Here is a 22,845-nt window from a genome sequence, read left to right as displayed (position 1 = left end):
CGGACCCCAAGGAGCTTCAGGTGTTCAATGACATAGGACCGCTCGAGCTGATCACGCTCGTTGTCCTCGCCGTGCTCGTCTTCGGTCCGGACAAGCTCCCGAAGGTCATCCAGGACGTCATGCGGACCATCCGCAAGATCCGCGAGTTCTCGGAGAGCGCCAAGCAGGACATCCGCTCGGAGCTGGGCCCGGAGTTCAAGGACTTCGAGTTCGAGGACCTCAACCCCAAGACGTTCATCCGCAAGCAGCTGGACAACGACGAGCTGGGGCTCAAGGAGATCCGCAACGGCTTCGACCTGAAGAAGGAGATGGCCGAGGTCACCGACGCGGTGCACAGCACCGACACCTCGTCGTCCGCGTCCTCCTCTTCGTCGTCCTCCTCCGGCGGCCGGATCGACATGACCAAGAAGCCCGAGGAGAACGGCAAGGACGACCGTCCGCCCTTCGACGCGGACGCCACCTGAGCCATACGCGCCATCGGACGCGGACGCTCCTCCGCCTTACGTCTCCTCACCGGCAGGCGCCTGCCGAGCCCTTCCGCTCGCGGGCGCCTCTCGCTGTCGTACGCCCGGCACGTGACGCGTTTCATAGTCGGTCGGCACCCCTGAGGGCCTGAACCCACCCCCCGTATGCCTCGCGCGCCGGGCGGTTTCCCAGCAGCTCGGAGCGGTGTGGATATGCTGCCGAGTTGTTGTGCGGGCCGTACGCGATCCAGCGACGCCGCCCGAAGGGGGGCGGGGCCGGTCCGGTCCGACGAGAGCTAGTAGGAGGCGTCCGGCACATGGAGACGACGAGCGGGACGGTCGCGCAGGCGCCGGCCGCGGAGAGCGGACAGCAGGTCCCCTCCGCCCGGCGCACGGTCGACGGCTACCTTCAGGCGCCCTTCCCCTGGTACGGCCTCGACGAGGCCTTCACGGGACCGCGCTGGCTGATGCAGGTCGGCACCTCGGCCGACGGGGCCGTCGAGCACGGCTCGATCGGACACGGTGACGAGCCCTCCGTGAAGAACGAGGCGGGGTCCACGGGGGAGCCGAAGGAGAAGTTCGCGGTCGTGGTGACCGTCGCCGCGAACCCGTCCCGCAGGAGTGCGGACGGCACCGGGCTGCTGGAGGCCACCTCGGTCTCCTCCGCCGCCTGGCTGGCCGGGGTGGGCCTGCTGTCCTTCACCTGGCCCGGGCAGATGGACCACTCCCTGCGCGACGACTGGCTGGACCAGCAGACCGAGACGGCCTGGGTCCTGGCGGACGACCTGGAGGGATCCGACTGGTCGACCCTGTCCCTGCCGGTGGACGGCGTGCCCACGCCCTTCCACTACCGGGAGTCGGAGTTCGGCTGGGTCCTCGCGGGCTCCACCCAGGAGGGGGTGCACGTGGGGGCGTACGGAAGAGGCATGAGCGCGTACGGACTCGGGTTCGCGATGATCAAGGACATCTCGGCGTACGAGTAGCAGGACGAAGGGGCACCGCGGACCCGAGCGGTGCCCCACACCTGTCCTGGACGGCGGTCCTAGCGGCCCAGTCGCCGCCGTACCCGCCGGACCTGGCGGTTGTCGGCGACCGCGTCGAGCAGTCGACGGCCGGCGCCGGTCTCGTGGGCCGGACCCTCCAGCCGCAGCAGGGCGCCGTCCCGGACGACGGCGTATGCGACCGGGGCGTCGGTCTTCGGGAACGTGACCGGGTGACGCCCGGTCGGGAGCTTGAGGCGGCCGGGGAGCCGCAGTCCGGCCGTCGTCCCCCCGATCAGCTCGGCGTCCACCGTCAGCGCGGACACGGTGACCTTGACGCGGGCCGGGGTGCTCTCCGGGCTCGCCGCCACGTACGGCAACGGCAACGACCGCTCACCGCGCGCGGTGTTCGCCGCGGCGGCACCGGCCGTGTCGGAACCGAGTCTGCGCTGACGCTGGTCCACGTCGAGGGCCAGCTGGCCGCTGCCGGTCCAGTACGGCAGCGCGAGCCGCCCGCCGGTCAGCGCCGGGCCCGCGGCCGGGGCACCCGGCGTGCCGTCGCCGGTCAGGCGGACCATCCGGTCGATGCCCAGCAGCTGGACGAAGGCCCACACGTCGTGCACACCGCGCTCCAACGGCCGTCCGCCCGCGAGCCGTTCGGGGTCCAGGCCGAGCCGCCCGGACGCGACGAGCCGCGACCGCCCCGCACCGGCGGGCTCGAGCCGCACCTCCAGGTCTCCCTCCGGGTACCACCAGTCCTCCCGGTCCCGGTCCTTGACGACCAGCTCGGCGTACGCCAGCCGGAACGGGTCGAGGACCTCCCAGCCGTCCTCGGTCCCGGGCACCCCGGCCAGCAGCTCCGGGTCCAGCCACTGCTTTCCGTCCCGCTCGACGAGCACCAGCGGCTCACCGTCCCCGCGCAGCAGCTCCAGCGTGACGTCGGCGACGAGCCGCCCGTCCGCCCACCGCAACTCCCCGACGGTGCTGCGGGCCTTGACCTCACGCACCCGCTCGGCGAGCGCCACGGCCCCGTCGAAGTCCCCGGCCTCCAGCAGCTCGGCCCGCAGCCGCGACACGACGGGCAGGCCCTCGCGTACGGCCGGGGGGAACTCCTCCAGCGCCAGCCGCCGAGCCGCGTCGAAGCGCTCGCGCTGCTGGGCGGGGTCTTCACGGAGGATCTCGGGCTCGCGGGTCCGGGAGAGGACCTCCACGTGGTACAGCCGGTGCAGGAGGCGGTTCTGGAGCGCGTCCACGTCCTCGGAGGGGGCCGTGCCGTCCTTGATCCGGCGCACGATGGTGCGGCAGTTGTCCCAGAAGCCGTGGCGCGGGTTGAAGCGGTGCTGGGTGTTGTTGCCGCCGTCGTCCCGCTTCATCCAGTAGTAGCAGGGGTAGTCGGCGAGGATCGAGATGCGCTCGGCCTTCAGGTAGGCGGCGCTGACGAAGGCCAGGTCCTCGAGGATCCAGGGCCCCTCGGGGAACCGGAGGCCGTGCTCCTCGACGAAGGCCCGCCGGAACATCTTGTGCGGGGACATGCTCTGCATGAGCTCGTCGTTCTCGATGGTGCAGGCGTCCACCGTGTTACGGAACAGCCGCCGGGGCCGCACCATGGTGCTCGACATCTTCCCGAGCACCACGTCGGCGTCGTTGCGCTTGGCGTGCTCGTACAACCGCTCCAGGGCCTCGGGCCCGAGCATGTCGTCGTGGTCGACGAACTGGATGTACTCGCCCTTGGCGTGCCGCATGCCGAGGTTGCGGGGCGCGCCCGGCCAGCCGGAGTTCGGCCGGGTGTGCACCTGGACGTTCGAGTGCGTGGCGGCGATCTTCTCCAGCCGGGTCAGCGTGTCGTCCGTCGATCCGTCGTCGACGTAGATGACCTCGTACTCGTCGGCGGGCAGACTCTGCCCCAGCAGCGACGGCGCGCACTCGTCGACGTACTTCCCGGTGTTGTAGACGGGGACGACGACGCTGACTTTGACTCTCGGCATTCCACGGACCCTACCCGGCCCCTGGAATGCCTTCTGTCATGTGCGTCTCAGAACTTGTTCCGCGGCGTGATCCCCAGCGAAAGCCCCGAAAGCCCCCGCTGACGTCCGCCCAGCTTCCCCGCGATCCCCCGCAGTGCGGCCCCCGCCGGGGAGTCCGGGTCGCTCAGCACCACCGGCTTGCCCTCGTCGCCGCCCTCGCGCAGGCGGACGTCGATCGGGATGGAGCCGAGGACCGGGACCGTGGCGCCCGTCGTGCGGGTGAGGCCGTCCGCGACCGACTGGCCGCCGCCCGTGCCGAAGACGTCCACCATCTCGCCGCAGTGCGGGCAGGGGAGGCCGGACATGTTCTCCACCACGCCGACGATCTTCTGGTGGGTCTGGACCGCGATCGAGCCGGCGCGCTCGGCGACCTCCGCGGCCGCCTGCTGCGGGGTCGTCACGACCAGGATCTCCGCGTTCGGGACCAGCTGCGCCACCGAGATCGCGATGTCGCCGGTGCCCGGGGGCAGGTCCAGGAGCAGGACGTCCAGGTCGCCCCAGTACACGTCCGCCAGGAACTGCTGCAAAGCCCGGTGCAGCATCGGGCCGCGCCAGACCACCGGCGCGTTGCCCGGGGTGAACATGCCGATCGAGATGACCTTCACGCCGTTTGCCGACGGCGGCATGATCATGTTCTCGACCTGGGTCGGGCTGCCGTCCGCGCCCAGCATGCGCGGCACCGAGTGGCCGTAGATGTCGGCGTCGACCACGCCCACCTTGAGGCCGTCGGCAGCCATCGCCGCCGCCAGGTTCACCGTGACCGAGGACTTGCCGACGCCGCCCTTGCCGGAGGCGACCGCGTAGACGCGGGTCAGCGAGCCGGGCTTGGCGAACGGGACCTCGCGCTCGGTCTGGCCGCCGCGCAGGGCCGTAGCCAGCTCCTTGCGCTGCTCGTCGCTCATCACGTCCAGCGTCACGTCGACGCGCGTGACGCCGTCCACCGCCGCGACCGCGTCCGTCACGCGCTGCGTGATCGTCTCGCGCATCGGGCAGCCGGAGACCGTCAGGTACACGGTGACCGCGACCGCCCCGTCCGCCCCGATCTCGACCGACTTGACCATCCCGAGTTCCGTGATGGGCCGGTTGATCTCGGGGTCGTTCACCGTCGCCAGTGCCTCGCGCACCGCGTCTTCGCTAGCCATACAGACGATGGTACGGCGCCGTACAGGGCCGCCCACACGGTCATCAACGGTCGTCTACGTCACGTGCCGACGGCCGATCCGACCGTTCTGCCGGGAATACGACGTGCCCGTCGTGCTGCCGGGACTCCAGCTCCTTCATCAGGTCCTGGAGTTCGGAGCGGATCCAGTCGCGGGTCGCCACCTCCCCGAGGCCGATCCGCAGCGCGGCGATCTCGCGGGTCAGGTACTCGGTGTCCGCGATCGACCGCTCGTTCTGCTTGCGGTCCTGCTCCAGGTTGACCCGGTCCCGGTCGTCCTGCCGGTTCTGCGCGAGCAGGATCAGCGGGGCGGCGTAGGAGGCCTGGAGGGAGAGCATCAGCGTGAGGAAGATGAACGGGTAGTTGTCGAAGCGCAGGTCGCCGGGCGCGAAGATGTTCCACAGCACCCACGCGATGATGACGACCGTCATCCAGACGATGAACCGGCCGGTGCCGAGGAAGCGGGCGATCCGCTCGGACAGGCGTCCGAAGGCCTCCGGGTCCCATTCGGGCAGCAGCCTGCGTCGCGGCGGACGCGGCTGGTCGAGGCGGGCACGGGTGCGGCTCGCCGCGGTGGCCCCGGCCGGCCCGCCGCGCTCGCGGTTCGAGCTCTCGCGCTCAGGCGTCATGGTGGGCCGCCCCCTCCGCGTCGAACTCCGTCTCCCGCCAGTCCTCGGGCAGCATGTGGTCGAGCACGTCGTCCACGGTCACCGCGCCGAGCAGCGAACCCGAGTCGTCGACCACGGGTGCCGCGACCATGTCGTACGTCGCGAAGAACCCGGCGATGACCGGCAGCGTCGCGTCCGGGTCCAGCGCCTGGAGGTCGTCGTCCACCATTGAGCTGACCAGCGTGTACGGGGGGTCGCGCAGCAGCCGCTGGAAGTGGACCGTGCCCAGGTACTTGCCGGTCGGGGTCTCGTCGGGCGCCCGGCACACGTACACCTGGGCGGCGAGCGCGGGGGAGAGGTCGGGGTTGCGGACGCGGGCGAGCGCGTCGGCGACGGTCGCGTCGGGCCGTAGCACGATCGGCTCGGTCGTCATCAGACCGCCGGCCGTGTGCTCCTCGTAGGCCATCAGGCGCCGCATGTCGGCCGCGTCGCCCGGCTGCATCAGGCTCAGCAGCCGCTCCTGCTCCTCCGTGGGCAGCTCGGAGAGCAGGTCGGCCGCGTCGTCCGGGTCCATGGCCTCCAGGACGTCCGCGGCCCGCTCCTCCTTCAGCTTGCCGAGGATCTCGATCTGGTCGTCCTCGGGGAGCTCCTCCAGCACGTCGGCCAGGCGGTCGTCGTCGAGGGCGGCCGCCACCTCGGCGCGGCGCTTGGCGGAGAGGTGGTGCAGGACGTTGGCGAGGTCGGCGGCGCGCAGCTGCTCGAAGGTGGCCAGCAGGCTCTCCGCGCCCTGTCCCTGCTCCTCCAGCGTGAAGCCGGTGACCGCGGACCACTCGACGGTCAGCGCCTCGCCCTTGCGCCGGAACGCCCCGCCCTTGCCGCCCTTGCGGACGAAGACCCGGTCGATCTCCCAGTCCCGGCGGGCCGGCAGCTGCTGCACCGAGATGTCGAGGACGGTGACCTGCTCGTCGGACTCGACCAGGGTGACCCGCCGGTCCAGCAGTTCACCGAAGACCAGGCGCTCGGTGGGCCGTTGCTCGAAGCGGCGGACGTTGAGCACGCCGGTGGTGATGACCTGGCCGGACTCGATGCTCGTCACCCGGGTCATGGGCAGGAAGATGCGGCGCCTGGTGGACAGTTCGACGACCAGGCCGAGCACCCGGGGCGGCCTGCGCCCGACGCGCAGCACGACCACCAGGTCGCGCACCCTGCCCACCTGATCGCCGTTGGGATCGAAGACGGCGACACCGGCGAGGTGCGAGACGAAGATCCGGGGGGCTCCCGCTGCCATGGCTGTGCTTCCTTTGCGTACAGGGTGATTCGTTCGGCGTTCCTTGTCCGGATTGCCCGCTCGGGAGGGCTTAAGGCTAGCCCGTACCGATCGGATACGCCCTGGTGAGGGGTCCGGACGGTCCGGCTCCGCCCGGGGGTCCGAGCCCCGGTACGCTGCCGTACCACGCTGAAGGACCGTCGTCGGAGAGGCAGCCCCACCTGTGACCGCGATCGCCCGGGACCGAACCCGCAGGACCGTACTGGCGGGCGCGGTGTGCGCCCTGGTGGTGACGGGCACGGGGCTCACGGGATGCAGCGAGGACCCCGACGCGGGCACCAACGGCGTCGGCAAGCTGCCCGCCGAGCAGATCCAGGCGAAGAGCCGGGCGGCCGCCGGCGCGGCCGACGCACTGCGCCTGTCCGGGAACGTGGTCACCAGCGGCCGTACGTACAAGCTCGACATGCGCCTGAGTTCCGCAGGCGGCTCCGGCTCGGTCACCGCCGAGGGAGCCACCTTCCAGCTGCTGCGGATCGGCGAGAAGCTGTATCTGAAGGCCGACGCGGGTTTCTGGGCCCAGGAGGACGGCAAGGGCGACGACACCGACGCGGCCGCCGACAAGCTCGACGGCAAGTACGTGAAGGTGCCGTCGGGCGACCCGGCGTACAAGAAGTTCAGCGGTTTCACGGACAAGGACGTTCTCCTCGACGGGCTTCTGACGCTGCACGGCAGTCTGGACACCGACGGCCACCACGAGCAGGCGGGTACCCGCACGATCCGCATCACGGGCGACAGGGGCGACGGAGGCACGCTGGACGTCTCCCTGGAGGGGCAGCCGTACCCGCTGCGCCTGGCCCGCGCGGGCGGCGCGGGCACATTGACCTTCTCGGCCTGGGGCAAGAAGTTCCCCCTGACCGAGCCGGCGAAGGACGAGACGGTGGACTACGGCAAGCAGCTGCCGACGTCCTAGGAGCGCATGCCTGCTGGCCGCGCGGTGCCTCGAACGCGCGGCCTAGCCGCGTTTGCGGCGCTTCAGGAGCAGCCGGGGCAGCCCGGCCGGGATCGGTTCTCGCGTGGTCGCCGGTGTCGGCAGCGGCGGTTCGGCCAGGTCGCCGTCGGGCAGCGACCCCACGACCCCGGTGGGTTCCAGCCGCAGTACCCGGCACTCACGCGCCCAACGGTCCGTCATCGCCTCGCCGTCCGGGGCGTTCAGCCGCTTGCCCTTCAGCTCGCCGACCGCCGCCTCCCACGCCTCGGACCCCGGCGGCAACTCCACGACCCGGGCCGCCCAGGAGACCAGCCGGCCCCCCTTGTCCTTGCTGCGGACGGTCACCTCGGCGGTGCCTGAGTCGACCAGCCCCGGCAGCGGCTGCTCCCCGGGCCCGTCCCCGACCAGACACGCGGCACCCTCATGCCACACGTGCCACAGCGCGCGAGCCGGCGAGCCGGGCCCCTGGACCCAGACGAGGCCGGACTTCTTGGTGGCCTCTTCCACAAGGGCGCGGTCGAGCAGCTCGCTGGTCATGGCGCCCACTCTAGAGCCAGCCGTTGCGCTTGAGGGTGCGGTGGATGCCCATGCAGATGACACCGGTGATCGCCATGATCACGGGGTAGCCGAACCGCCAGTGCGTCTCCGGCATGTAGTCGAAGTTCATGCCGTAGACCCCGCACACCATCGTCGGTACGGCGACGATCGCGGCCCAGGACGTGATCTTCCGCATGTCCTCGTTCTGGGCGACGGACGCCTGCGCGAGGTTGGCCTGGAGGATCGAGTTGAGGAGCTCGTCGAAGCCGAGGACCTGCTCCTGGACCCGGACGAGGTGGTCGGCGACATCGCGGAAGTACTTCTGGATGTCGGGGTCCACGAGCCGCATCGGCCGCTCGCTGAGCAGCTGCATGGGCCGCAGCAGCGGGGCCACGGCCCGCTTGAACTCCAGCACCTCACGCTTGAGCTGGTAGATCCGCGCCGAGTCGACACCGCGCGACACCTTGCCGCCGCGCCCCGGGGTGAACACCTCGGTCTCCACCTCGTCGATGTCGTCCTGCACCGCGTCGGCGACCGCCACATAGCCGTCGACGACGTGGTCGGCGATGGAGTGCAGCACCGCCGAGGGGCCCTTGGCGAGCAGCTCCGGGTCGTCCTGGAGGCGGTGGCGAAGCGCCCTGAGGGAGCCCTGGCCGCCGTGCCGGACGGTGATGAAGAAGTCCCGGCCGGTGAAGCACATGACCTCGCCGGTCTCGACGATCTCGCTGTTGGCGGTGAGTTCGTCGTGCTCGACGTAGTGGATGGTCTTGAACACGGTGAACAGGGAGTCGTCGTAGCGCTCCAGCTTGGGCCGCTGGTGGGCCTGTACGGCGTCCTCGACGGCGAGCGGGTGCAGCCCGAACTCGCTTGCGATGCCGGAGAATTCGGCCTCGCTCGGCTCGTGCAGCCCGATCCACACGAACCCGCCGTCGCGGCGCACCTGGCGCATCGCGTCGTGCGGGCTCAGCTGGCAGTCGGTCTCCACACGCCGGCCGTCGCGGTAGACCGCGCAGTCGACGACGGCGGAAGGAGTCGAGGGGTCGCGCGTCGCGTCGTACGCGCCGGTGTCCTTGCGCAGCGAGGGACGCGACGGGCGCACGGCGGCACGCAGGTCACGGATCATCGACATGGCAGGCTCCTTCGTGACGGGCAACAAAGGGCCCCGGCGACGGGTGGAACTACCCGGAATGAGGACGTCCTGCAAGGGGTGTCCCCGCCCTTGAGGCAGGGGAAGGGTGTTTGGCACGTCCACAAAGCGGGGAGCACCGCACCATCGCGGTGGCGGACTTCGTTACTGACTCAGCTACTGCGGCGATCAGAGTGATCAAAGTGATCAGGCAAAACGAACGAAGTGCTCTTCCGCACGAAGACGCGAACGTGAGAGGCGGCGGTTGCCGGACGTCACAGAGCTGCATCAGCGGCCGGAAGAACGAGTGGTACTACCAGGTCGACTTCGATCCATGACAGCCCCACCTCCTCCGGCCGGTCCCTCGTAAGGGACGATCCATTCCCGTTAGGGAGTCTCACAGGCGTCGGGACTCGATGCGCGACGCTTCTGCGTGCTGCCCCGACGACCGGGCCAGACTAGCAGCAGCCCGAAGTGTCAAGGCGCTGCTTTGCCCGGTACTGACGAGTTCTATGCTCGCCGCATGGCAGATGTTCTTCCTCTGGTCGAGGCCCGGTTGCGCGGCGCGCTGGGCGAGCCGGACGCGCGCGCGGCGGTCACCTTCCTCGGTACGGACCGCATCGAGGTGCTCCGCTTCACCGACGGGGACGTCGTCCGCTACGCCACCCTCGGCATGTCCGCGCAGCCGATGAGCGACCCCACCGCGATGCTCGCCGACCCGGTCAAGGGCCCGCGCGCCGAACTGGTCCTCTCCGTGCGGGCAGGGCTCGCCGAGACCGACAAGGTGCTCCGCCCGCTCGCCGTGCTCGCCGCGTCCCCGCAGGTCGAGGGCGTGGTCGTGGCCCCGGGCGCCTCGCTCGACGTGGGCGAACCGCTGTGGCCCGGCGCCCCGTTCACCTCGGTCCTGGTCGCCGAGCCCGGCGGTCTGGTCGAGGACCTGGAGCTCGACGAGCCCCTCGACCCGGTGCACTTCCTGCCGCTGCTCCCGATGACCCCCAACGAGGCCGCCTGGAAGCGCGTCCACGGCGCCCAGGCCCTCCAGGAGCGCTGGCTGACGCACGGGACGGACCTCCGGGACCCGTCCCGGAAATCCGTCCCGCTGGACTGAGAGCCGCGTGAGCAAGCTCACCAAGTGGTGGCCGTAAAAGGTCAGTTGGCGAACACCGTGACACTGTCCTCCACGGCGTGCCTCGGCTCCAGCTCCTCCGCCTCGTGCGTGAGCGCCTTCCGCCGTACGACGACTACGAGCGCGCCCAGCACCGCGGTCACCGCCGCCACCACGAACGGGATGCGGATGTCGGTCCACTCCTCGATCTTCGGCGCGAAGTAGGGCGCCGCCGCGGCCGCGAACCAGCGCACGAAGTTGTAGCCGGCGCTCGCCACGGGCCGCGGGGCGTCCGACACGCCGAGGGCCAGCTCCGTGTAGACGGTGTTGTTCACGCCGATGAAGGCACCGGACAGGATCGTGCAGACGATGGCCGCGGTGTGGTTGCCGTAGCCGAGGACGAGCACGTCGGCCGCGAGCAGGACCAGCGAGCCGCCGAGCACCTTCAGCGAGCCGAACCGCTCCTGGAGGCGCGGCGCGGCGAACACCGAGAACACGGCGAGCAGCACACCCCAGGCGAAGAACACGGCACCCGACTTGTACGGGGTCATGTCCAGCACGAACGGGGTGAAGGCCAGCACGGTGAAGAACGTGTAGTTGTAGAAGAAGGACGAGACGGCCGCCGAGGCGAGACCGCCGTGGCCGAGCGCCTTGAGCGGGTCGAGCAGGGACGTCTTGCGGACCGGCTTCGGCTGCTCCTTCAGGAACACGGTGATGCACAGGAAGCCGATCGCCATCAGGAAGGCCGTGCCGAAGAACGGGTAGCGCCAGCTGGCGTCGCCGAGCAGGGCGCCGAGCAGCGGGCCGCACGCCATGCCGAGGCCGAGGGCGGACTCGTACAGCAGGATCGCCGCCGCGCTGCCGCCGGCCGCAGCGCCGACGATGACGGCGAGGGCGGTCGAGACGAACAGGGCGTTGCCCAGGCCCCAGCCGGCCCGGAAGCCGACCAGTTCACCGACCGAGCCCGAGGTGCCGGCGAGTCCGGCGAAGACCACGACGAGGGCGAGGCCGAGCAGCAGGGTCTTCCTGCCGCCGATGCGGCTGGAGACGAAGCCGGTGACCAGCATGGCGATCGCGGTGATCAGGAAGTACGAGGTGAACAGGAGGGAGACCTGGCTCGCCGTGGCGTCCAGGCCCTTGGCGATCGACGGCAGGATCGGGTCCACGAGTCCGATACCCATGAAGGCGACGACGGACGCACCCGCCGTCGCCCACACGGCCTTCGGCTGGCGCAGGATGCCGCCGGCTCCCGCATCGAAGGGGTCCATGGTCTTTCCTCCACTCTCGACGGGGCTTCCCGATGATGGTTGGTATATACACACACTAAGTTAGAGCGGCTAATAAATGCAAACTACATCTAATCTTGGTCGACGATGCCGGGACGCACCGCTTCCGACCGGACGGGTGATCGTCCTTGACGTGGCGGGGCGAGGGTAGGACCGTGGGGCCCTATGAGGGGCGAACCCAGTTGCCCGAAGTGTGGTGGCCGGGTCAGGGCTCCCGGACTCTTCGCCGATAGCTGGCAGTGCGATGTGCACGGGACCGTGCATCCGGTGCAGCCCGTGATACCGCCCAGCGTCGAGGCCCTCGGTGTCGTGGTGCACCGCACGCAGGTACCGGTGTGGATGCCCTGGCCGCTGCCGGTCGGCTGGCTGTTCACGGGCGTGGCCTGCGCGGGCGACGACCGCAGCGGCGGCCGTGCCACGGCGGTGGCGTGCACGGGCCCCGGCCCGCTCGGGGGCGTCGGCGAGCTGATTCTCGTCGCCGAGGAACTCGGGGTCGGACTCGGGGCGCGGTACGCGGGGCTCGACGGGCCGGACCCGGGGCCGTACATGAGCGTGGAGAAACCGGCGCAGGCGAAGGTGCTGGCCGCGGGGCGGCCGACTCCGCTGTGGCATGTGGCGGGGGTGCCGGACGACCGGGCGGTCTTCGCCGGGGAGGCGCTCGGCCTGTGGTTGTGGGCGGTCGTCTGGCCCGAGCAGTCCGGGCTCCTGATGTACGACGAACTGGTGCTGACCGATCTGCGGGACGCCGGGGCGGAGCTGGAGCTGGTGCCCTGCGGAGCGCTGTCGCCGCGCCTGCTGAAGCCCTGACTCAGGGGGCGCGGCCCTGCGGCTGTAGGGGGCGCACCCCCGCTGCGGATGTGACAGCGGACCTGGAAAGTCCGGTTATCCTTGAGCGTCCCTCCCCGTCCCGTCATCGCCTGGAGTCCGCGTGCGCATCGATCTGCACACCCACTCCACCGCCTCCGACGGTACGGACACCCCCGCCGAGCTGGTGCGCAACGCCGCCGCTGCCGGGCTGGACGTCGTCGCGCTCACCGATCACGACACGACCCGTGGACACCGTGAGGCGCTTGCCGCCCTGCCCGCCGGGCTGACCCTCGTCACCGGGGCCGAGCTGTCCTGCCGGATCGACGGGATCTCCCTGCACATGCTGGCCTACCTGTTCGACCCCGAGGAGCCCGCGCTGCTCGCCGAGCGGGAACTGGTGCGGGACGACCGGGTGCCGCGGGCGCGGGCCATCGTGGCGCGGCTCCAGGAGATCGGCGTACCGGTCACCTGGGAGCAGGTCGCACGGATCGCCGGGGACGGATCGGTCGGGCGGCCGCATGTCGCCACCGCGCTCGTCGAGCTCGGCGTCGTGTCGAGCGTGGACGAGGCCTTCACCCCGGCCTGGCTCGGCGACGGCGGGCGGGCCCACGTGGCCAAGCACGAGACCGACCCCTTCGAGGCGATCCGGCTGGTCAAGGCGGCGGGTGGCGTCACCGTGTTCGCCCACCCGGGCGCGAGCAAGCGGGGCCGCACCGTCCCGGAGTCTGCGATCGCCGAGATGGCCGCCGTCGGGCTCGACGGCATCGAGATCGACCACATGGACCACGACGAGGAGACGCGGGTACGGCTGCGCGGGCTCGCCGCGGACCTGGGGCTGCTCGTCACCGGGTCCAGCGACTACCACGGCAGCCGCAAGACGGTCTCCCTCGGCGCGTACACGACGGACCCCGAGGTGTACGGGGAGATCACGCGGCGGGCGACGGGCGCGTTCCCGGTGCCGGGGACCGGCGGGGCCTGAGTCGGTCCCGGCTCCCCTGTTCATCTCTCTTCTCCTGCAAGGCTTTCATGTTCGACGTCGCCGTCTTCGGCTCGCTCTTCCTCACCCTGTTCGTCATCATGGATCCCCCCGGGATCACCCCGATCTTCCTCGCCCTGACCGCCGGCCGGCCCGGCAAGGTGCAGAAGCGGATGGCCTTCCAGGCAGTCTGCGTGGCGGGCGGTGTCATCGCCGTCTTCGGGCTCCTCGGCCACCAGATCCTGAACTATCTCCACGTCTCCGTGCCCGCGCTGATGATCGCGGGCGGGCTGCTGCTTCTGCTCATCGCCCTGGATCTGCTGACCGGCAAGACCGACGAGCCGAAGCAGACCAAGGACGTGAACGTGGCGCTCGTACCGCTCGGCATGCCGCTGCTGGCAGGCCCCGGCGCGATCGTCTCCGTGATCCTCGCCGTGCAGAAGGCCCACAGTGTGGCCACGCAGGTCTCGGTGTGGGTGGCCATCCTCGCCATCCATGTCGTGCTGTGGCTGGTCATGCGGTACTCGCTGCTGATCATCCGGGTCATCAAGGACGGCGGAGTGGTGCTGGTGACACGGCTCGCGGGCATGATGCTCTCCGCGATCGCCGTCCAGCAGATCATCAACGGGATCACGCAGGTCGTGCAGGCGAGCTGAGTCCGGTCCGGGAATCCGAAAGGGCCCCGGTCGAAGAGACCGGGGCCCTGAAGCTTGTGCGGTGAGCCGCGTCCGAAGCGTGTGCGGTGATCGCGTCCAAGTCGACTCAGTCGTCTGAGCCGTCTGCGGTGAGTGCCGGTGAGTGTTACGAGGCCGTGGTGTCGGCCGGACGGATCCACAGCCGCTGCCCGATGGCGGCGGCCTGCTGAACGATCCGGTTGACGGAGGCGGCGTCCACGACGGTACTGTCCACGGGCGTGCCGTCGACGTCGTCGAGTCGCATGATTTCGAAGCGCACAGGCTTCTCCCTTCGTCTGGTCATCCTCCTGCGGAGAATTGCTGCGTACGTATGTAGTCAACGGGGTGCGTGTTACAAACATTCCCTACGCTAAAGAAATTTTTCGAACGACTAACTACTGACCGGTAAGTGAGTCGTCGGGAACTCATTGGGACCGGTTGTGTTCGCAGCGTGACCGCCGGGACAATGGAGGCGATGAACGACGACCTCGCGCCCCTGAGCGCCCGCATCGACCGCACCAACGAGCTGCTCCAGCGCATGCTCGCCGAGGTGGCGAAGACGCCCTCGACCCATGCGATCTTCGTCGACGCGGGATACCTCTACGCGGCCGCGGGGCGACTCGTCGCCGGCACCGAGGACCGCCGTGCCTTCGACCTCGACGCCGAGGGCCTGATCGAGGCCCTCATCGACCGGGCCCGCACCATCTTCGCGGACAGCAGACTGCTGAGGGTCTACTGGTACGACGGCGCGAGACGCCGTATCCACACCGCCGAGCAGCAGTCCATCGCCGAACTCCCGGACGTGAAGGTCAGGTTGGGCAACCTCAACGCCAACAACCAGCAGAAGGGCGTCGACTCGCTCATCCGCAGCGACCTGGAGTCACTGGCCCGCCACCGCGCCATCAGCGACGCGGCACTCCTCGGCGGCGACGAGGACCTGGTCTCCGCGGTCGAGGCCGCCCAGGGCTACGGCGCCCGCGTCCACCTGTGGGGCATCGAGGCACCCGAGGGCCGCAACCAGGCGGAGCCCCTGCTCTGGGAGGTCGACAGCCAGCGCACCCTCGACCTCGACTTCTTCAAGCCGTACGTCGCCCGGCGCACCGCGGCCGCCTACGAGTCGACGGCCGCCCGGCCCACCCGCGAGAACGTCCGGTTCGTGGGCGCGCAGATCGCCGCGAAGTGGCTGGCGGAGCGGGGCCGGGAGTCGCTCCAGGAACTCCTGCCCGGCCACCCCTACCTACCGGGCTCGGTGGACCAGGACCTGCTGGTGGAGGCGGAGGGGCTGCTCCAGTACTCGCTGCGCGGCCAGTCGGATCTGCGGCGGGCGCTGCGGGACGGGTTCTGGGAGCACGTGCAGGCGCAGTACTGACGTCTCAGCCGTCGTCGCCCGGGGTGCGGCCGTCCCAGAAGTCGGCCAGGGCGCGGGCCGTGGGGAGCGGCTCGTCGGCGTTGGGGGAGTGGTCGGCGCCCGGGATCACCGTGCGGCGCGCCCGGAGCCGTACGGCCATGTCGTCCAGGAGCGGGACGGGCCAGGTGTCGTCCTGGGCTCCGGACAGGACGTGGAACGGAAGCGGGACGGCGGCCAGTTCGGCGACCCGGTCCGGTTCCGTGCACAACTGACGTCCCGCCGCGAGGAGTTGGGCGGGCTTGTTGCCGAGCCAGCGGCGGCGGAGCTGTACGACGTCCCCGATGCCCTGCGCGGGGCCGCCGACCTCCTCGGGCGGGCCCATCGCCAGAATCGCGTCCCACACCTCGGCCATCGTCATCGTCCCGAGCGCGTCCCGCAGCAGTTTCACGCGCTGCTGCTGGGAGTCGGAGATCTGCGCCGGGCCCGAGGAGACGAGGGTGAAGGACAGGAAGGGGGAGTGGTCGAGGAGGACGGCCGCACGGGAGACCTGACCGCCCATGGAGTGTCCGACCAGGTGCACGGGCGTTCCCACGGCGGCGGCCTGGGCGAGCACATCTCGCGCCAACTCGTCCTGCGCGTAGGCGGATTCGTCGGTCTCCGGCCCGTCCGACTCGAACTGCCCCCGCCCGTCCACGGCCACGACCCGGTACCCGCGTGCCGTCAACGGCTCGTGCAGCAGCGTGAAGTCCTCCTTGCTCCCGGTGAACCCCGGCACGAACAGGGCGGTGCCCTTCCTGACGACACCGGCGGGCACGTCGGACTCCACGACCGCGAAGTCACCGCGAGCGGTGTGCAGGGGGTAGACGCGGGCGCCGGGGGGCGGGGCGAAGACGGCTCGGGTGCTCACGGGGTGAGGGTAGCGGGGGCCCGGGGGCGGGTGCGGGGGGCGGGGGTTGGGTGCGTTTGTCGGTGCGGGTCCGTGGGGGCTGGTCGCGCCCATGCGGCGGAGCCGCACATCAACACAGCCCCGCGCCCCTAGGCGAGTGAGGTGGTGCTTGGTGATGCGCGCCCCGGCGCTCCTGGTGGCGGGTTCGCTGGGGAGGAACGCCGACGGCCCGGCCCCCTTGCGGTGGGCCGGGCCGTTCGGTGTGGGGTCAGCTGTCCGCGGGTTCCGTGGCAGCCGTCTTGCGGGTGCGGCGCCGCGGGGCGGCCGGCTCCTTGTCGGCCTGAGCCGGGATGTCGGCGGTCACCGCGGGCTCGGCGGCCTTGCGGGTGGCGCGTCGACGGGGCTTGGCCTCGGCGACCTCGGCCGCGGCGGTCTCCGCGGGTGCGGCAACGGCGGTCTTGCGGGTGCGGCGCGGCTTGGTGGCCGTGCCTTCCGCGGTGTCCACAGCGGCCTCGGCAGCCTCGGCGGCCTTGGTCGCGACCGTCTTACGCGTACGGCGCGGCTTGGCGGCCTCGGCCACCTCCGGCTCCTGGACCGTCTGGACCGGGATCTCGGCGGCCACGGCCGGCTCGGCGGCCTTGCGGGTACGGCGGCGCGGCGTGGTCGCCGTGGCCTCCGCCGTGTCGACCGCAGCCTCGGCGGCCTTCGTCGCGGCCGTCTTGCGGGTACGGCGCGGCTTGGCCTCGGTCGCCTCGACCGTGTCCACCGCGGTCTCGGCGGCCTTCGTCGCGGCCGTCTTGCGCGTGCGGCGCGGCTTGGCTTCGGCAGCGGGCTCGGTGGCTTCGACCGTGATGGTCTCCGCGGGGGCGGCAGTGGCGGTCTTGCGGGTACGGCGGCGCGGTGTGGTGACCGTGCCTTCCGCGGTGTCCACAGCGGCCTCCGCCGTGTCGACCGCAACCTCGGCGGCCTTGGTCGCGGCGGTCTTGCGGGTGCGGCGCGGCTTGGTCTCCGCGACCTCCGTGACGTCCGTGGCCTCCGTGGCCTCCGTGGCCTTCGGGGTTTCCACCGTCTCCACTGCGGCCACCGCTGCCACGGCGGGCTCCGCGGCCTTGCGGGTACGGCGGCGCGGCGTGGTCGCCATGGCCTCGGCCGTGTCCACCGCAACCTCGGCGGCGTCGGCGGCCGGAGCCGCGGCGGCGATCTTGCGGGTACGGCGCGGCTTGGCGGTCGGCGTCTCGGCGACCACCTCCGCGACCGGCGCGGTCTCGACGACCGTGGCCTCGGCCTGCTCGACCGGCGCTTCCGCGGACCTGCGGGTCCGGCGGCGGCGCGGCTTGGCCGGGGCCTCGGTGCCGAGGGACGGGCTCTCCGCCGTCGTGACCGCGGCCTCGGCGGCCTCGGACACGGCCGGCTCAGCCGTCCCCGCTGCCGTGGACGCCGTGACCGGCGCGGAGTCGGCCGCTCCGCCACGGGTACGGCGACGGCGGCGCGGCGTGCGGGGCGCGGTGCCGTCCTCGGTCGAGGAGGGCGCGGGCGCGGAGGTCTCCGACGGGGCGACCGACTCGGCGGGGGCCGTGGCGTCCAGCGCGCCCCCGCCACGGGTACGGCGGCGACGGCGCGGCGTACGCTCCGAACGCTCGCGGTCGGCGGAGCGGGACTCGTCCCGGCCACCGCGGCCACGACCCCGGTCCCGGTCGCCGCGGCCACGCGCACCGCGTCCGCCCGGCTCGCCCAGGTCCTCGAGCTCCTCCGCGTCGAGCCCGGCGCGAGTGCGCTCGGCGCGCGGCAGGATGCCCTTGGTGCCCGCGGGGATGTTCAGCTCCTCGTAGAAGTGCGGGGAGGTGGAGTACGTCTCCGGCGGGTCGTTGAAGTTCAGCTCCAGCGCCTTGTTGATCAGCTGCCAGCGCGGGATGTCGTCCCAGTCGACGAGGGTGATCGCGATGCCCTTGGCACCCGCGCGGCCGGTACGGCCGATGCGGTGCAGGTACGTCTTCTCCTCTTCGGGCGACTGGTAGTTGATGACGTGCGTGACACCCTCGACGTCGATGCCGCGGGCGGCGACGTCGGTGCAGACGAGGACGTCCACCTTGCCGTTGCGGAAGGCGCGCAGCGCCTGCTCGCGAGCGCCCTGGCCGAGGTCGCCGTGGACCGCGCCGGCCGCGAAGCCGCGCTGCTTGAGCTGGTCGGCGAGGTCGGCCGCGGTGCGCTTGGTGCGGCAGAAGACCATGACCAGGCCACGGCCGTCGGCCTGGAGGATGCGCGCGACCATCTCGGGCTTGTCCATGTTGTGCGCGCGGTACACGTGCTGCTTGGTGTTCGCGACCGTCCTGCCCGCGTCGTCGGGCGAGGTGGCGTTGATGTGCGTGGGCTGCGACATGTAGCGGCGCGCGAGACCGATGACCGCGCCCGGCATGGTCGCCGAGAACAGCATCGTCTGGCGGCGGGTCGGCAGCATGTTGATGATCTTCTCGACGTCGGGCAGGAAGCCCAGGTCGAGCATCTCGTCGGCCTCGTCGAGGACGAGCGCCTTGATGTGGCCGAGGTTGAGCTTCTTCTGGCCCGCGAGGTCCAGCAGTCGGCCCGGGGTGCCGACGACGACGTCGACGCCCTTCTTGAGGGCCTCGACCTGGGGCTCGTAGGCGCGGCCGCCGTAGATGGCGAGAACGCGTACGTTGCGTACCTTGCCCGCGGTCTGTAGGTCGTTGGTGACCTGCGTGCACAGCTCGCGCGTGGGGACGACGACGAGCGCCTGCGGGGCGTCGGTGAGGTCCTCGGGCCTGGCGCGGCCGGCCTCGACGTCGGCGGGGACGGTGACGCGCTCGAGGAGCGGGAGGCCGAAGCCCAGCGTCTTGCCGGTGCCGGTCTTGGCCTGGCCGATGACGTCGGAGCCGGAGAGGGCCACCGGGAGCGTCATCTGCTGGATGGGGAACGGGTTGATGATGCCGACGGCTTCGAGGGCCTCGGCCGTCTCGGTGAGAATCCCGAGATCGCGGAAAGTCGTAGTCAGGGTGCTGCCTCTTCTGTGTGCGCGGTGCGAGGCGAGCGCGGGGGTCGTCATAACCGTGCTGGGGACGTCGGCTGCCTTACGGGCGAAGCCGTAATGGCACGGGACCACTGCCGACGCTCTAGCGCTCGTACCGCTGAGGGTCCCCCTCCGAACTCCGTACGCACTGTGCCGTACGGGCGAGGAGGGCTGTCGGGTCGGAGCCGATCGGGCCACCGACCGGGCATCCTCATACGTGCGGCCTGTCGAGGCACGACGCACTAGTGAAGTGCCGTCGTACCAGCAGGCGCATTACCACCATACCTCGGAATCGCGCACATGCGATGGCCGATTTGGTCACGTAGTCGTCGTCACACTGATTGACCAGGGACTTCCGAGGCGCGGCGAGCGGACTATTGTGCGCTTCATGACGACGCCTGACAACACCTCTGACGCACCCGCCGAACGCACCGGAGTGGCCGCCCAGGACTGGGCCCAGGCCGCCACGGAACCGCAGTACCGGGCCGCGGTCGTCGATCTCCTCGGCGCACTCGCGTACGGCGAGCTCGCGGCCTTCGAGCGGCTCGCGGAGGACGCCAAGCTGGCGCCGACCCTCGCGGACAAGGCGGAGCTGGCGAAGATGGCGTCGGCCGAGTTCCACCACTACGAGAAGCTGCGCGACCGGCTGGCCGAGATCGGGGAGGAGCCGACGCTCGCCATGGAGCCGTTCGTCGCGGCCCTGGACGGCTTCCACCGGCAGACGGCGCCGTCGGACTGGCTGGAGGGCCTCGTCAAGGCGTACGTCGGCGACTCGATCGCCAGTGACTTCTACCGCGAGGTCGCCGAGCGGCTCGACACGGACACGCGCGAGCTGGTCCTGGCCGTGCTCGACGACACCGGGCATGCCGGGTTCGCCGTCGAGAAGGTGCGCGCGGCGATCGACGCGGAGCCGCGGGTGGGCGGTCGACTCGCCCTGTGGGCACGGCGGTTGATGGGGGAGGCCCTGTCGCAGTCGCAGCGGGTGGTCGCGGACCGGGACGCCCTGTCGACGATGCTCGTGGGCGGCGTCGCCGACGGCTTCGATCTCGCCGAGGTGGGCCGGATGTTCTCCCGCATCACCGAGGCCCACACCAAGCGGATGGCCGCGCTGGGGCTGGCGGCGTAGTTCTTGGGGGCCGCGGGTCCCTGGTGGGGTCGCCGGCCTCCCTGCCGGAACCGCCCGGCCGAGGGCGCGGCTGCCGGCTCGGCCCTCCTGCGGGGGCAGCCGGCCGGGGAGGCCGCTGGTCTCCGGCTGGGGCCGCCCGGGGGAGCCTGCCGGTCTCCCACTGGGCCCGTGGGAGGCTGCTTGTCTCCGGCCGAGCCGCCCTGGCGGTGTCGCTGGCGGGAGGCCGGCTCCCTGCTGTGGCTGCGGGCGTTCTACGGGGGTGTCGGCCTCACGCGGCCTTGCCGGTCTCACGCGGCCTTGCCGGCCTTGCTGGGAGCCGCCTGTCCTGCCTGATGGGGTCGGCTTCGGGCAAGCTGAGGCTGGCGCCCTTGCTTGAACGCGACCCCCGCCGCCCTACTCCGCGTCCCCGTCGCCGCTCTTCACGCCGTGGCTGAGCGGCGGAGTCTTCCCGACGGGCGCAGCAGGAGGGACAGTGAGGCGACGGAGACGACCGCCGCGCCCAGGAAGATCGGCAGGACATTGGCCGGGTCCAGGGCGGTGTGGGTGACGAAGGCGCCGAAGAGGGCTCCCGCGGGGCCGGTCGCGAGGACCAGGGAGCGGGCGGGCAGACGGTGCGAGAGGCGGCGCAGCGCCACCCCCGCCAGCACCAGACCGAGCAGTGCGGAGCCGAGCGCTTCGAACAACATCATGGAGTCCCTCCCACACGGCCACACTGCGCATCACGGTCGTAGCCCGTCATACCCGTGACCTGCGGAATGCAATCCTCCCCAAGGCGCGAGTCGTGCTCCGTACGGGGAGGGGAGATTCCGGGCACAACGCGAGGAGGGGCCCGGCGACTTCATGTCGCCGGGCCCCTCCTCGTCGTCTGCCTACAGCGCGCCGAAGCCCACCTTGCGCGGAGCCGGCTCACCGAGCTCGACGTACGCGAGACGGTCGGCCGGGACGAGGACCTTGCGGCCGTGTTCGTCCACCAGGCTCAGCAGCTGAGACTTGCCGGCCAGCGCGTCCGCCACCGCCCGCTCGACATCCTCGGCGCTCTGACCGCTCTCCAGAACGATCTCGCGGGGCGCGTGCTGCACGCCGATCTTGACCTCCACGGCTATGTCCCTCCGACGGTCAGTGAAGTGCGCGACCTTCCGCGCCGTACCCAGCACACATTAGCCCGGTGAGGGGACGTACACGCTCCGCGTGAGAACGCCAACAGCGAACACCGGACGGGAACAAACGACCCGCACGCGCACGTGCGGGTCGGACGGTGTTCGCGGCGGTGCACCGCCGGTGGCCTCAGTGGTGGTCGGTGCCGTGCAGCGGGAAGCCGGCGATGCCCCGCCACGCCAGCGAGGTCAGCAGCTGGACCGCCTGGTCGCGCGGCACGCTGCGGTCGCTGTGCAGCCAGGAGCGCGCCACGACCTGGGCCAGGCCACCGAGGCCGGAGGCCAGCAGCATCGCCTCCGCGGGCGAGAGGCCGGTGTCCTCGGCGATCACGTCGCGGATGGCCTCCGCGCACTCGTTGGTGACCTTGTCGACGCGCTCGCGGACCGCGGGCTCGTTCGTCAGGTCCGACTCGAAGACGAGACGGAAGGCGCCGCCGTCGTCCTCGACGTACGCGAAGTACGCGTCCATGGTCGCGCGCACGCGCTGCTTGTTGTCGGTCGTCGACGCCAGCGCGCTGCGCACGGCCTGGATCAGCGACTCGCAGTGCTGGTCCAGCAGCGCCAGGTAGAGGTCGAGCTTGCCCGGGAAGTGCTGGTACAGCACCGGCTTGCTGACGCCGGCCCGCTCGGCGATGTCGTCCATCGCGGCCGCGTGGTAGCCCTGTGCCACGAAGACTTCCTGCGCGGCACCCAGCAGCTGGTTCCGTCGGGCACGGCGCGGCAGTCGCGTCCCTCGCGGGCGCGCCGCCTCTGTCTGCTCGATGGCTGTCACGCCGCCTCCCAATGTCGTCCACATGCGGTGTGCGCCGCGCCGCCATCGTACTTTTCGGTAACCGTGCTGTGCGCGGTGCCGACGCAGAATTTCACGGACCGGACAGTGACGAAAGCCACGCAAAGGTTTCAAACAGGGATCCGACGGGCAGGGCCCGCTCCGTTTCTGTCCTGTTCCTGCTCAGAATGGCTCGGCGTCACCGATAGTCCTCCTCGTCGAGCGAGACCACCCTGGCCTGCTCGACGAGGTCGGCCTCGCTGGCCGCGCCGGGGTCCACGCCGGTCAGCGGGTCGTCGCGGTCCGGCGCGATGTCGGTGTGCTGCTCGGCCGCGTCCACCTCCGGAGCCTCTACGTCGAGCTCGACGTCGTCGGACTCTTCCTCGAAGGCCTCGGGGTCGGTGGGGTCGTAGGCCATGGCGGGCTCCCTTCCTAGAACGTCCCTGATGCGCACAGGGGGCCACATGCGGGTGCCCTGCCTACGAGCCTAGGAGACACCCGATCTGAACGCCATGCGATCCGCGTGCGGTGGATGTGGG

Annotated in this window: 23 protein-coding genes; 9 read left to right on the top strand and 14 right to left on the bottom strand. The window is 71.1% G+C overall.

Features of this window, described 5'->3' with window-relative positions; translation table 11 throughout:
• The first annotated feature begins 20 nt into the window (after positions 1–20).
• Complete coding sequence (locus tag IF54_RS0120430; RefSeq protein ID WP_030320664.1) at positions 21–464, top strand: sec-independent translocase; 444 nt, start codon at positions 21–23, stop codon at positions 462–464.
• 317 nt (positions 465–781) lie between these two features.
• Positions 782–1,447 (top strand): hypothetical protein, encoded by a 666-nt coding sequence (locus tag IF54_RS0120425; protein ID WP_020136764.1) that lies wholly within the window; start codon positions 782–784, stop codon positions 1,445–1,447.
• Positions 1,448–1,506: 59 nt separating this feature from the next.
• On the opposite strand, the gene IF54_RS0120420 is transcribed toward IF54_RS0120425, so the two are convergent.
• The 4 genes from IF54_RS0120420 to IF54_RS0120405 are packed head-to-tail and all read right to left on the bottom strand — an operon-like array spanning position 1,507 to position 6,523.
• Entirely contained in the window at positions 1,507–3,429 is a 1,923-nt protein-coding gene (locus IF54_RS0120420) for a glycosyltransferase family 2 protein (RefSeq protein ID WP_030320661.1), read from the bottom strand.
• 47 nt (positions 3,430–3,476) lie between these two features.
• Entirely contained in the window at positions 3,477–4,610 is a 1,134-nt protein-coding gene (locus IF54_RS0120415) for an Mrp/NBP35 family ATP-binding protein (protein ID WP_030320658.1), read from the bottom strand.
• 43 nt (positions 4,611–4,653) lie between these two features.
• Positions 4,654–5,256, bottom strand: a complete 603-nt coding sequence (locus tag IF54_RS0120410; protein WP_030320656.1) for a DUF1003 domain-containing protein — start codon at positions 5,254–5,256, stop codon at positions 4,654–4,656.
• Positions 5,246–6,523, bottom strand: a complete 1,278-nt coding sequence (locus tag IF54_RS0120405) for a magnesium transporter MgtE N-terminal domain-containing protein (protein ID WP_030320654.1) — start codon at positions 6,521–6,523, stop codon at positions 5,246–5,248. Before IF54_RS0120405 ends, IF54_RS0120410 begins: the two co-directional genes overlap by 11 nt.
• Before the next feature lie 202 nt (positions 6,524–6,725).
• Here IF54_RS0120405 and IF54_RS0120400 point away from each other — a divergent pair, with 202 nt between their 5' ends.
• Positions 6,726–7,472 carry a hypothetical protein gene (locus IF54_RS0120400; RefSeq protein ID WP_030320652.1) on the top strand — a complete coding sequence of 249 codons (747 nt, stop codon included), beginning with the start codon at positions 6,726–6,728 and terminating at the stop codon, positions 7,470–7,472.
• A 42-nt stretch (positions 7,473–7,514) separates the two neighbouring features.
• Here the strand turns inward: IF54_RS0120400 and IF54_RS0120395 are convergent, their stop codons facing one another.
• Positions 7,515–8,027 (bottom strand): hypothetical protein, encoded by a 513-nt coding sequence (locus IF54_RS0120395; protein WP_030320649.1) that lies wholly within the window; start codon positions 8,025–8,027, stop codon positions 7,515–7,517.
• 10 nt (positions 8,028–8,037) lie between these two features.
• The gene (locus IF54_RS0120390; protein WP_030320648.1) at positions 8,038–9,156 is read right to left on the bottom strand and encodes a magnesium and cobalt transport protein CorA; all 1,119 of its coding nucleotides are present in this window, start codon (positions 9,154–9,156) and stop codon (positions 8,038–8,040) included.
• A 520-nt stretch (positions 9,157–9,676) separates the two neighbouring features.
• Here IF54_RS0120390 and IF54_RS0120385 point away from each other — a divergent pair.
• Positions 9,677–10,261 carry a suppressor of fused domain protein gene (locus tag IF54_RS0120385; RefSeq protein ID WP_030320647.1) on the top strand — a complete coding sequence of 195 codons (585 nt, stop codon included), beginning with the start codon at positions 9,677–9,679 and terminating at the stop codon, positions 10,259–10,261.
• A 41-nt stretch (positions 10,262–10,302) separates the two neighbouring features.
• On the opposite strand, the gene IF54_RS0120380 is transcribed toward IF54_RS0120385, so the two are convergent.
• On the bottom strand, positions 10,303–11,526 hold the full coding sequence (locus tag IF54_RS0120380) for an MFS transporter (protein ID WP_030320646.1): 1,224 nt from the start codon (positions 11,524–11,526) through the stop codon (positions 10,303–10,305).
• A 183-nt stretch (positions 11,527–11,709) separates the two neighbouring features.
• On the opposite strand from IF54_RS0120380, the gene IF54_RS0120375 reads away from it, so the two are divergent.
• The 3 genes from IF54_RS0120375 (at position 11,710) to IF54_RS0120365 (ending at position 13,983) form a co-directional block, all read left to right on the top strand.
• Positions 11,710–12,351, top strand: coding sequence for a DUF6758 family protein (locus IF54_RS0120375; RefSeq protein ID WP_030320645.1), 642 nt, complete (start codon positions 11,710–11,712; stop codon positions 12,349–12,351).
• A gap of 121 nt (positions 12,352–12,472) precedes the next feature.
• Complete coding sequence (locus IF54_RS0120370) at positions 12,473–13,330, top strand: PHP domain-containing protein (protein WP_030320638.1); 858 nt, start codon at positions 12,473–12,475, stop codon at positions 13,328–13,330.
• A gap of 47 nt (positions 13,331–13,377) precedes the next feature.
• On the top strand, positions 13,378–13,983 hold the full coding sequence (locus IF54_RS0120365) for a MarC family protein (protein ID WP_030320636.1): 606 nt from the start codon (positions 13,378–13,380) through the stop codon (positions 13,981–13,983).
• Between the two features lie 145 nt (positions 13,984–14,128).
• Here the strand turns inward: IF54_RS0120365 and IF54_RS42225 are convergent, their stop codons facing one another.
• Positions 14,129–14,281 (bottom strand): hypothetical protein, encoded by a 153-nt coding sequence (locus IF54_RS42225; RefSeq protein WP_020136747.1) that lies wholly within the window; start codon positions 14,279–14,281, stop codon positions 14,129–14,131.
• Between the two features lie 195 nt (positions 14,282–14,476).
• Between IF54_RS42225 and IF54_RS0120355 the strand changes: the two genes are divergently transcribed.
• On the top strand, positions 14,477–15,370 hold the full coding sequence (locus IF54_RS0120355) for an NYN domain-containing protein (RefSeq protein WP_030320633.1): 894 nt from the start codon (positions 14,477–14,479) through the stop codon (positions 15,368–15,370).
• Positions 15,371–15,374: 4 nt separating this feature from the next.
• Here IF54_RS0120355 and IF54_RS0120350 read toward each other — a convergent pair whose 3' ends face one another.
• Positions 15,375–16,256: an alpha/beta fold hydrolase gene (locus IF54_RS0120350; protein WP_030320630.1), complete on the bottom strand. Its 882-nt coding sequence runs from the start codon at positions 16,254–16,256 to the stop codon at positions 15,375–15,377.
• A gap of 247 nt (positions 16,257–16,503) precedes the next feature.
• Positions 16,504–19,149 carry a DEAD/DEAH box helicase gene (locus tag IF54_RS0120345; RefSeq protein WP_030320627.1) on the bottom strand — a complete coding sequence of 882 codons (2,646 nt, stop codon included), beginning with the start codon at positions 19,147–19,149 and terminating at the stop codon, positions 16,504–16,506.
• 496 nt (positions 19,150–19,645) lie between these two features.
• Between IF54_RS0120345 and IF54_RS0120340 the strand changes: the two genes are divergently transcribed.
• Positions 19,646–20,383, top strand: a complete 738-nt coding sequence (locus tag IF54_RS0120340) for a ferritin-like fold-containing protein (protein WP_020136743.1) — start codon at positions 19,646–19,648, stop codon at positions 20,381–20,383.
• 419 nt (positions 20,384–20,802) lie between these two features.
• Here IF54_RS0120340 and IF54_RS0120335 read toward each other — a convergent pair whose 3' ends face one another.
• The 4 genes from IF54_RS0120335 to IF54_RS0120320 form a co-directional block, all read right to left on the bottom strand.
• Entirely contained in the window at positions 20,803–21,072 is a 270-nt protein-coding gene (locus IF54_RS0120335) for a hypothetical protein (RefSeq protein ID WP_078852049.1), read from the bottom strand.
• A 180-nt stretch (positions 21,073–21,252) separates the two neighbouring features.
• Entirely contained in the window at positions 21,253–21,480 is a 228-nt protein-coding gene (locus tag IF54_RS0120330) for a DUF3107 domain-containing protein (RefSeq protein ID WP_020136741.1), read from the bottom strand.
• Positions 21,481–21,667: 187 nt separating this feature from the next.
• Positions 21,668–22,309, bottom strand: coding sequence for a TetR/AcrR family transcriptional regulator (locus IF54_RS0120325; RefSeq protein WP_028809475.1), 642 nt, complete (start codon positions 22,307–22,309; stop codon positions 21,668–21,670).
• A gap of 196 nt (positions 22,310–22,505) precedes the next feature.
• A complete protein-coding gene (locus IF54_RS0120320; RefSeq protein WP_030320622.1) occupies positions 22,506–22,724 on the bottom strand; it encodes a hypothetical protein in 219 nt (72 codons plus the stop codon).
• Between the last annotated feature and the right edge of the window lie 121 nt (positions 22,725–22,845).

The sequence above is a fragment of the Streptomyces sp. NRRL B-3229 genome, from assembly GCF_000719505.1.
In the GTDB taxonomy this organism is placed as follows: Bacteria; Actinomycetota; Actinomycetes; order Streptomycetales; family Streptomycetaceae; genus Streptomyces; species Streptomyces griseorubiginosus.
The sequence above is the reverse complement of the archived record's forward strand: the minus strand, read 5'-3'. Positions and strand labels throughout refer to the sequence as shown.

Coding starts and splice junctions, on each gene's coding strand:
- IF54_RS0120425 (WP_020136764.1), top strand. CDS start 782: ATGGAGACGACGAGCGGGACGGTCGCGCAGGCGCCGGCCGCGGAGAGC.
- IF54_RS0120420 (WP_030320661.1), bottom strand. CDS start 3,429: ATGCCGAGAGTCAAAGTCAGCGTCGTCGTCCCCGTCTACAACACCGGG.
- IF54_RS0120415 (WP_030320658.1), bottom strand. CDS start 4,610: ATGGCTAGCGAAGACGCGGTGCGCGAGGCACTGGCGACGGTGAACGAC.
- IF54_RS0120410 (WP_030320656.1), bottom strand. CDS start 5,256: ATGACGCCTGAGCGCGAGAGCTCGAACCGCGAGCGCGGCGGGCCGGCC.
- IF54_RS0120405 (WP_030320654.1), bottom strand. CDS start 6,523: ATGGCAGCGGGAGCCCCCCGGATCTTCGTCTCGCACCTCGCCGGTGTC.
- IF54_RS0120395 (WP_030320649.1), bottom strand. CDS start 8,027: ATGACCAGCGAGCTGCTCGACCGCGCCCTTGTGGAAGAGGCCACCAAG.
- IF54_RS0120390 (WP_030320648.1), bottom strand. CDS start 9,156: ATGTCGATGATCCGTGACCTGCGTGCCGCCGTGCGCCCGTCGCGTCCC.
- IF54_RS0120385 (WP_030320647.1), top strand. CDS start 9,677: ATGGCAGATGTTCTTCCTCTGGTCGAGGCCCGGTTGCGCGGCGCGCTG.
- IF54_RS0120380 (WP_030320646.1), bottom strand. CDS start 11,526: ATGGACCCCTTCGATGCGGGAGCCGGCGGCATCCTGCGCCAGCCGAAG.
- IF54_RS0120375 (WP_030320645.1), top strand. CDS start 11,710: ATGAGGGGCGAACCCAGTTGCCCGAAGTGTGGTGGCCGGGTCAGGGCT.
- IF54_RS0120365 (WP_030320636.1), top strand. CDS start 13,378: ATGTTCGACGTCGCCGTCTTCGGCTCGCTCTTCCTCACCCTGTTCGTC.
- IF54_RS0120355 (WP_030320633.1), top strand. CDS start 14,477: ATGAACGACGACCTCGCGCCCCTGAGCGCCCGCATCGACCGCACCAAC.
- IF54_RS0120345 (WP_030320627.1), bottom strand. CDS start 19,149: ATGACGCTCCCGGTGGCCCTCTCCGGCTCCGACGTCATCGGCCAGGCC.
- IF54_RS0120340 (WP_020136743.1), top strand. CDS start 19,646: ATGACGACGCCTGACAACACCTCTGACGCACCCGCCGAACGCACCGGA.
- IF54_RS0120335 (WP_078852049.1), bottom strand. CDS start 21,072: ATGATGTTGTTCGAAGCGCTCGGCTCCGCACTGCTCGGTCTGGTGCTG.
- IF54_RS0120320 (WP_030320622.1), bottom strand. CDS start 22,724: ATGGCCTACGACCCCACCGACCCCGAGGCCTTCGAGGAAGAGTCCGAC.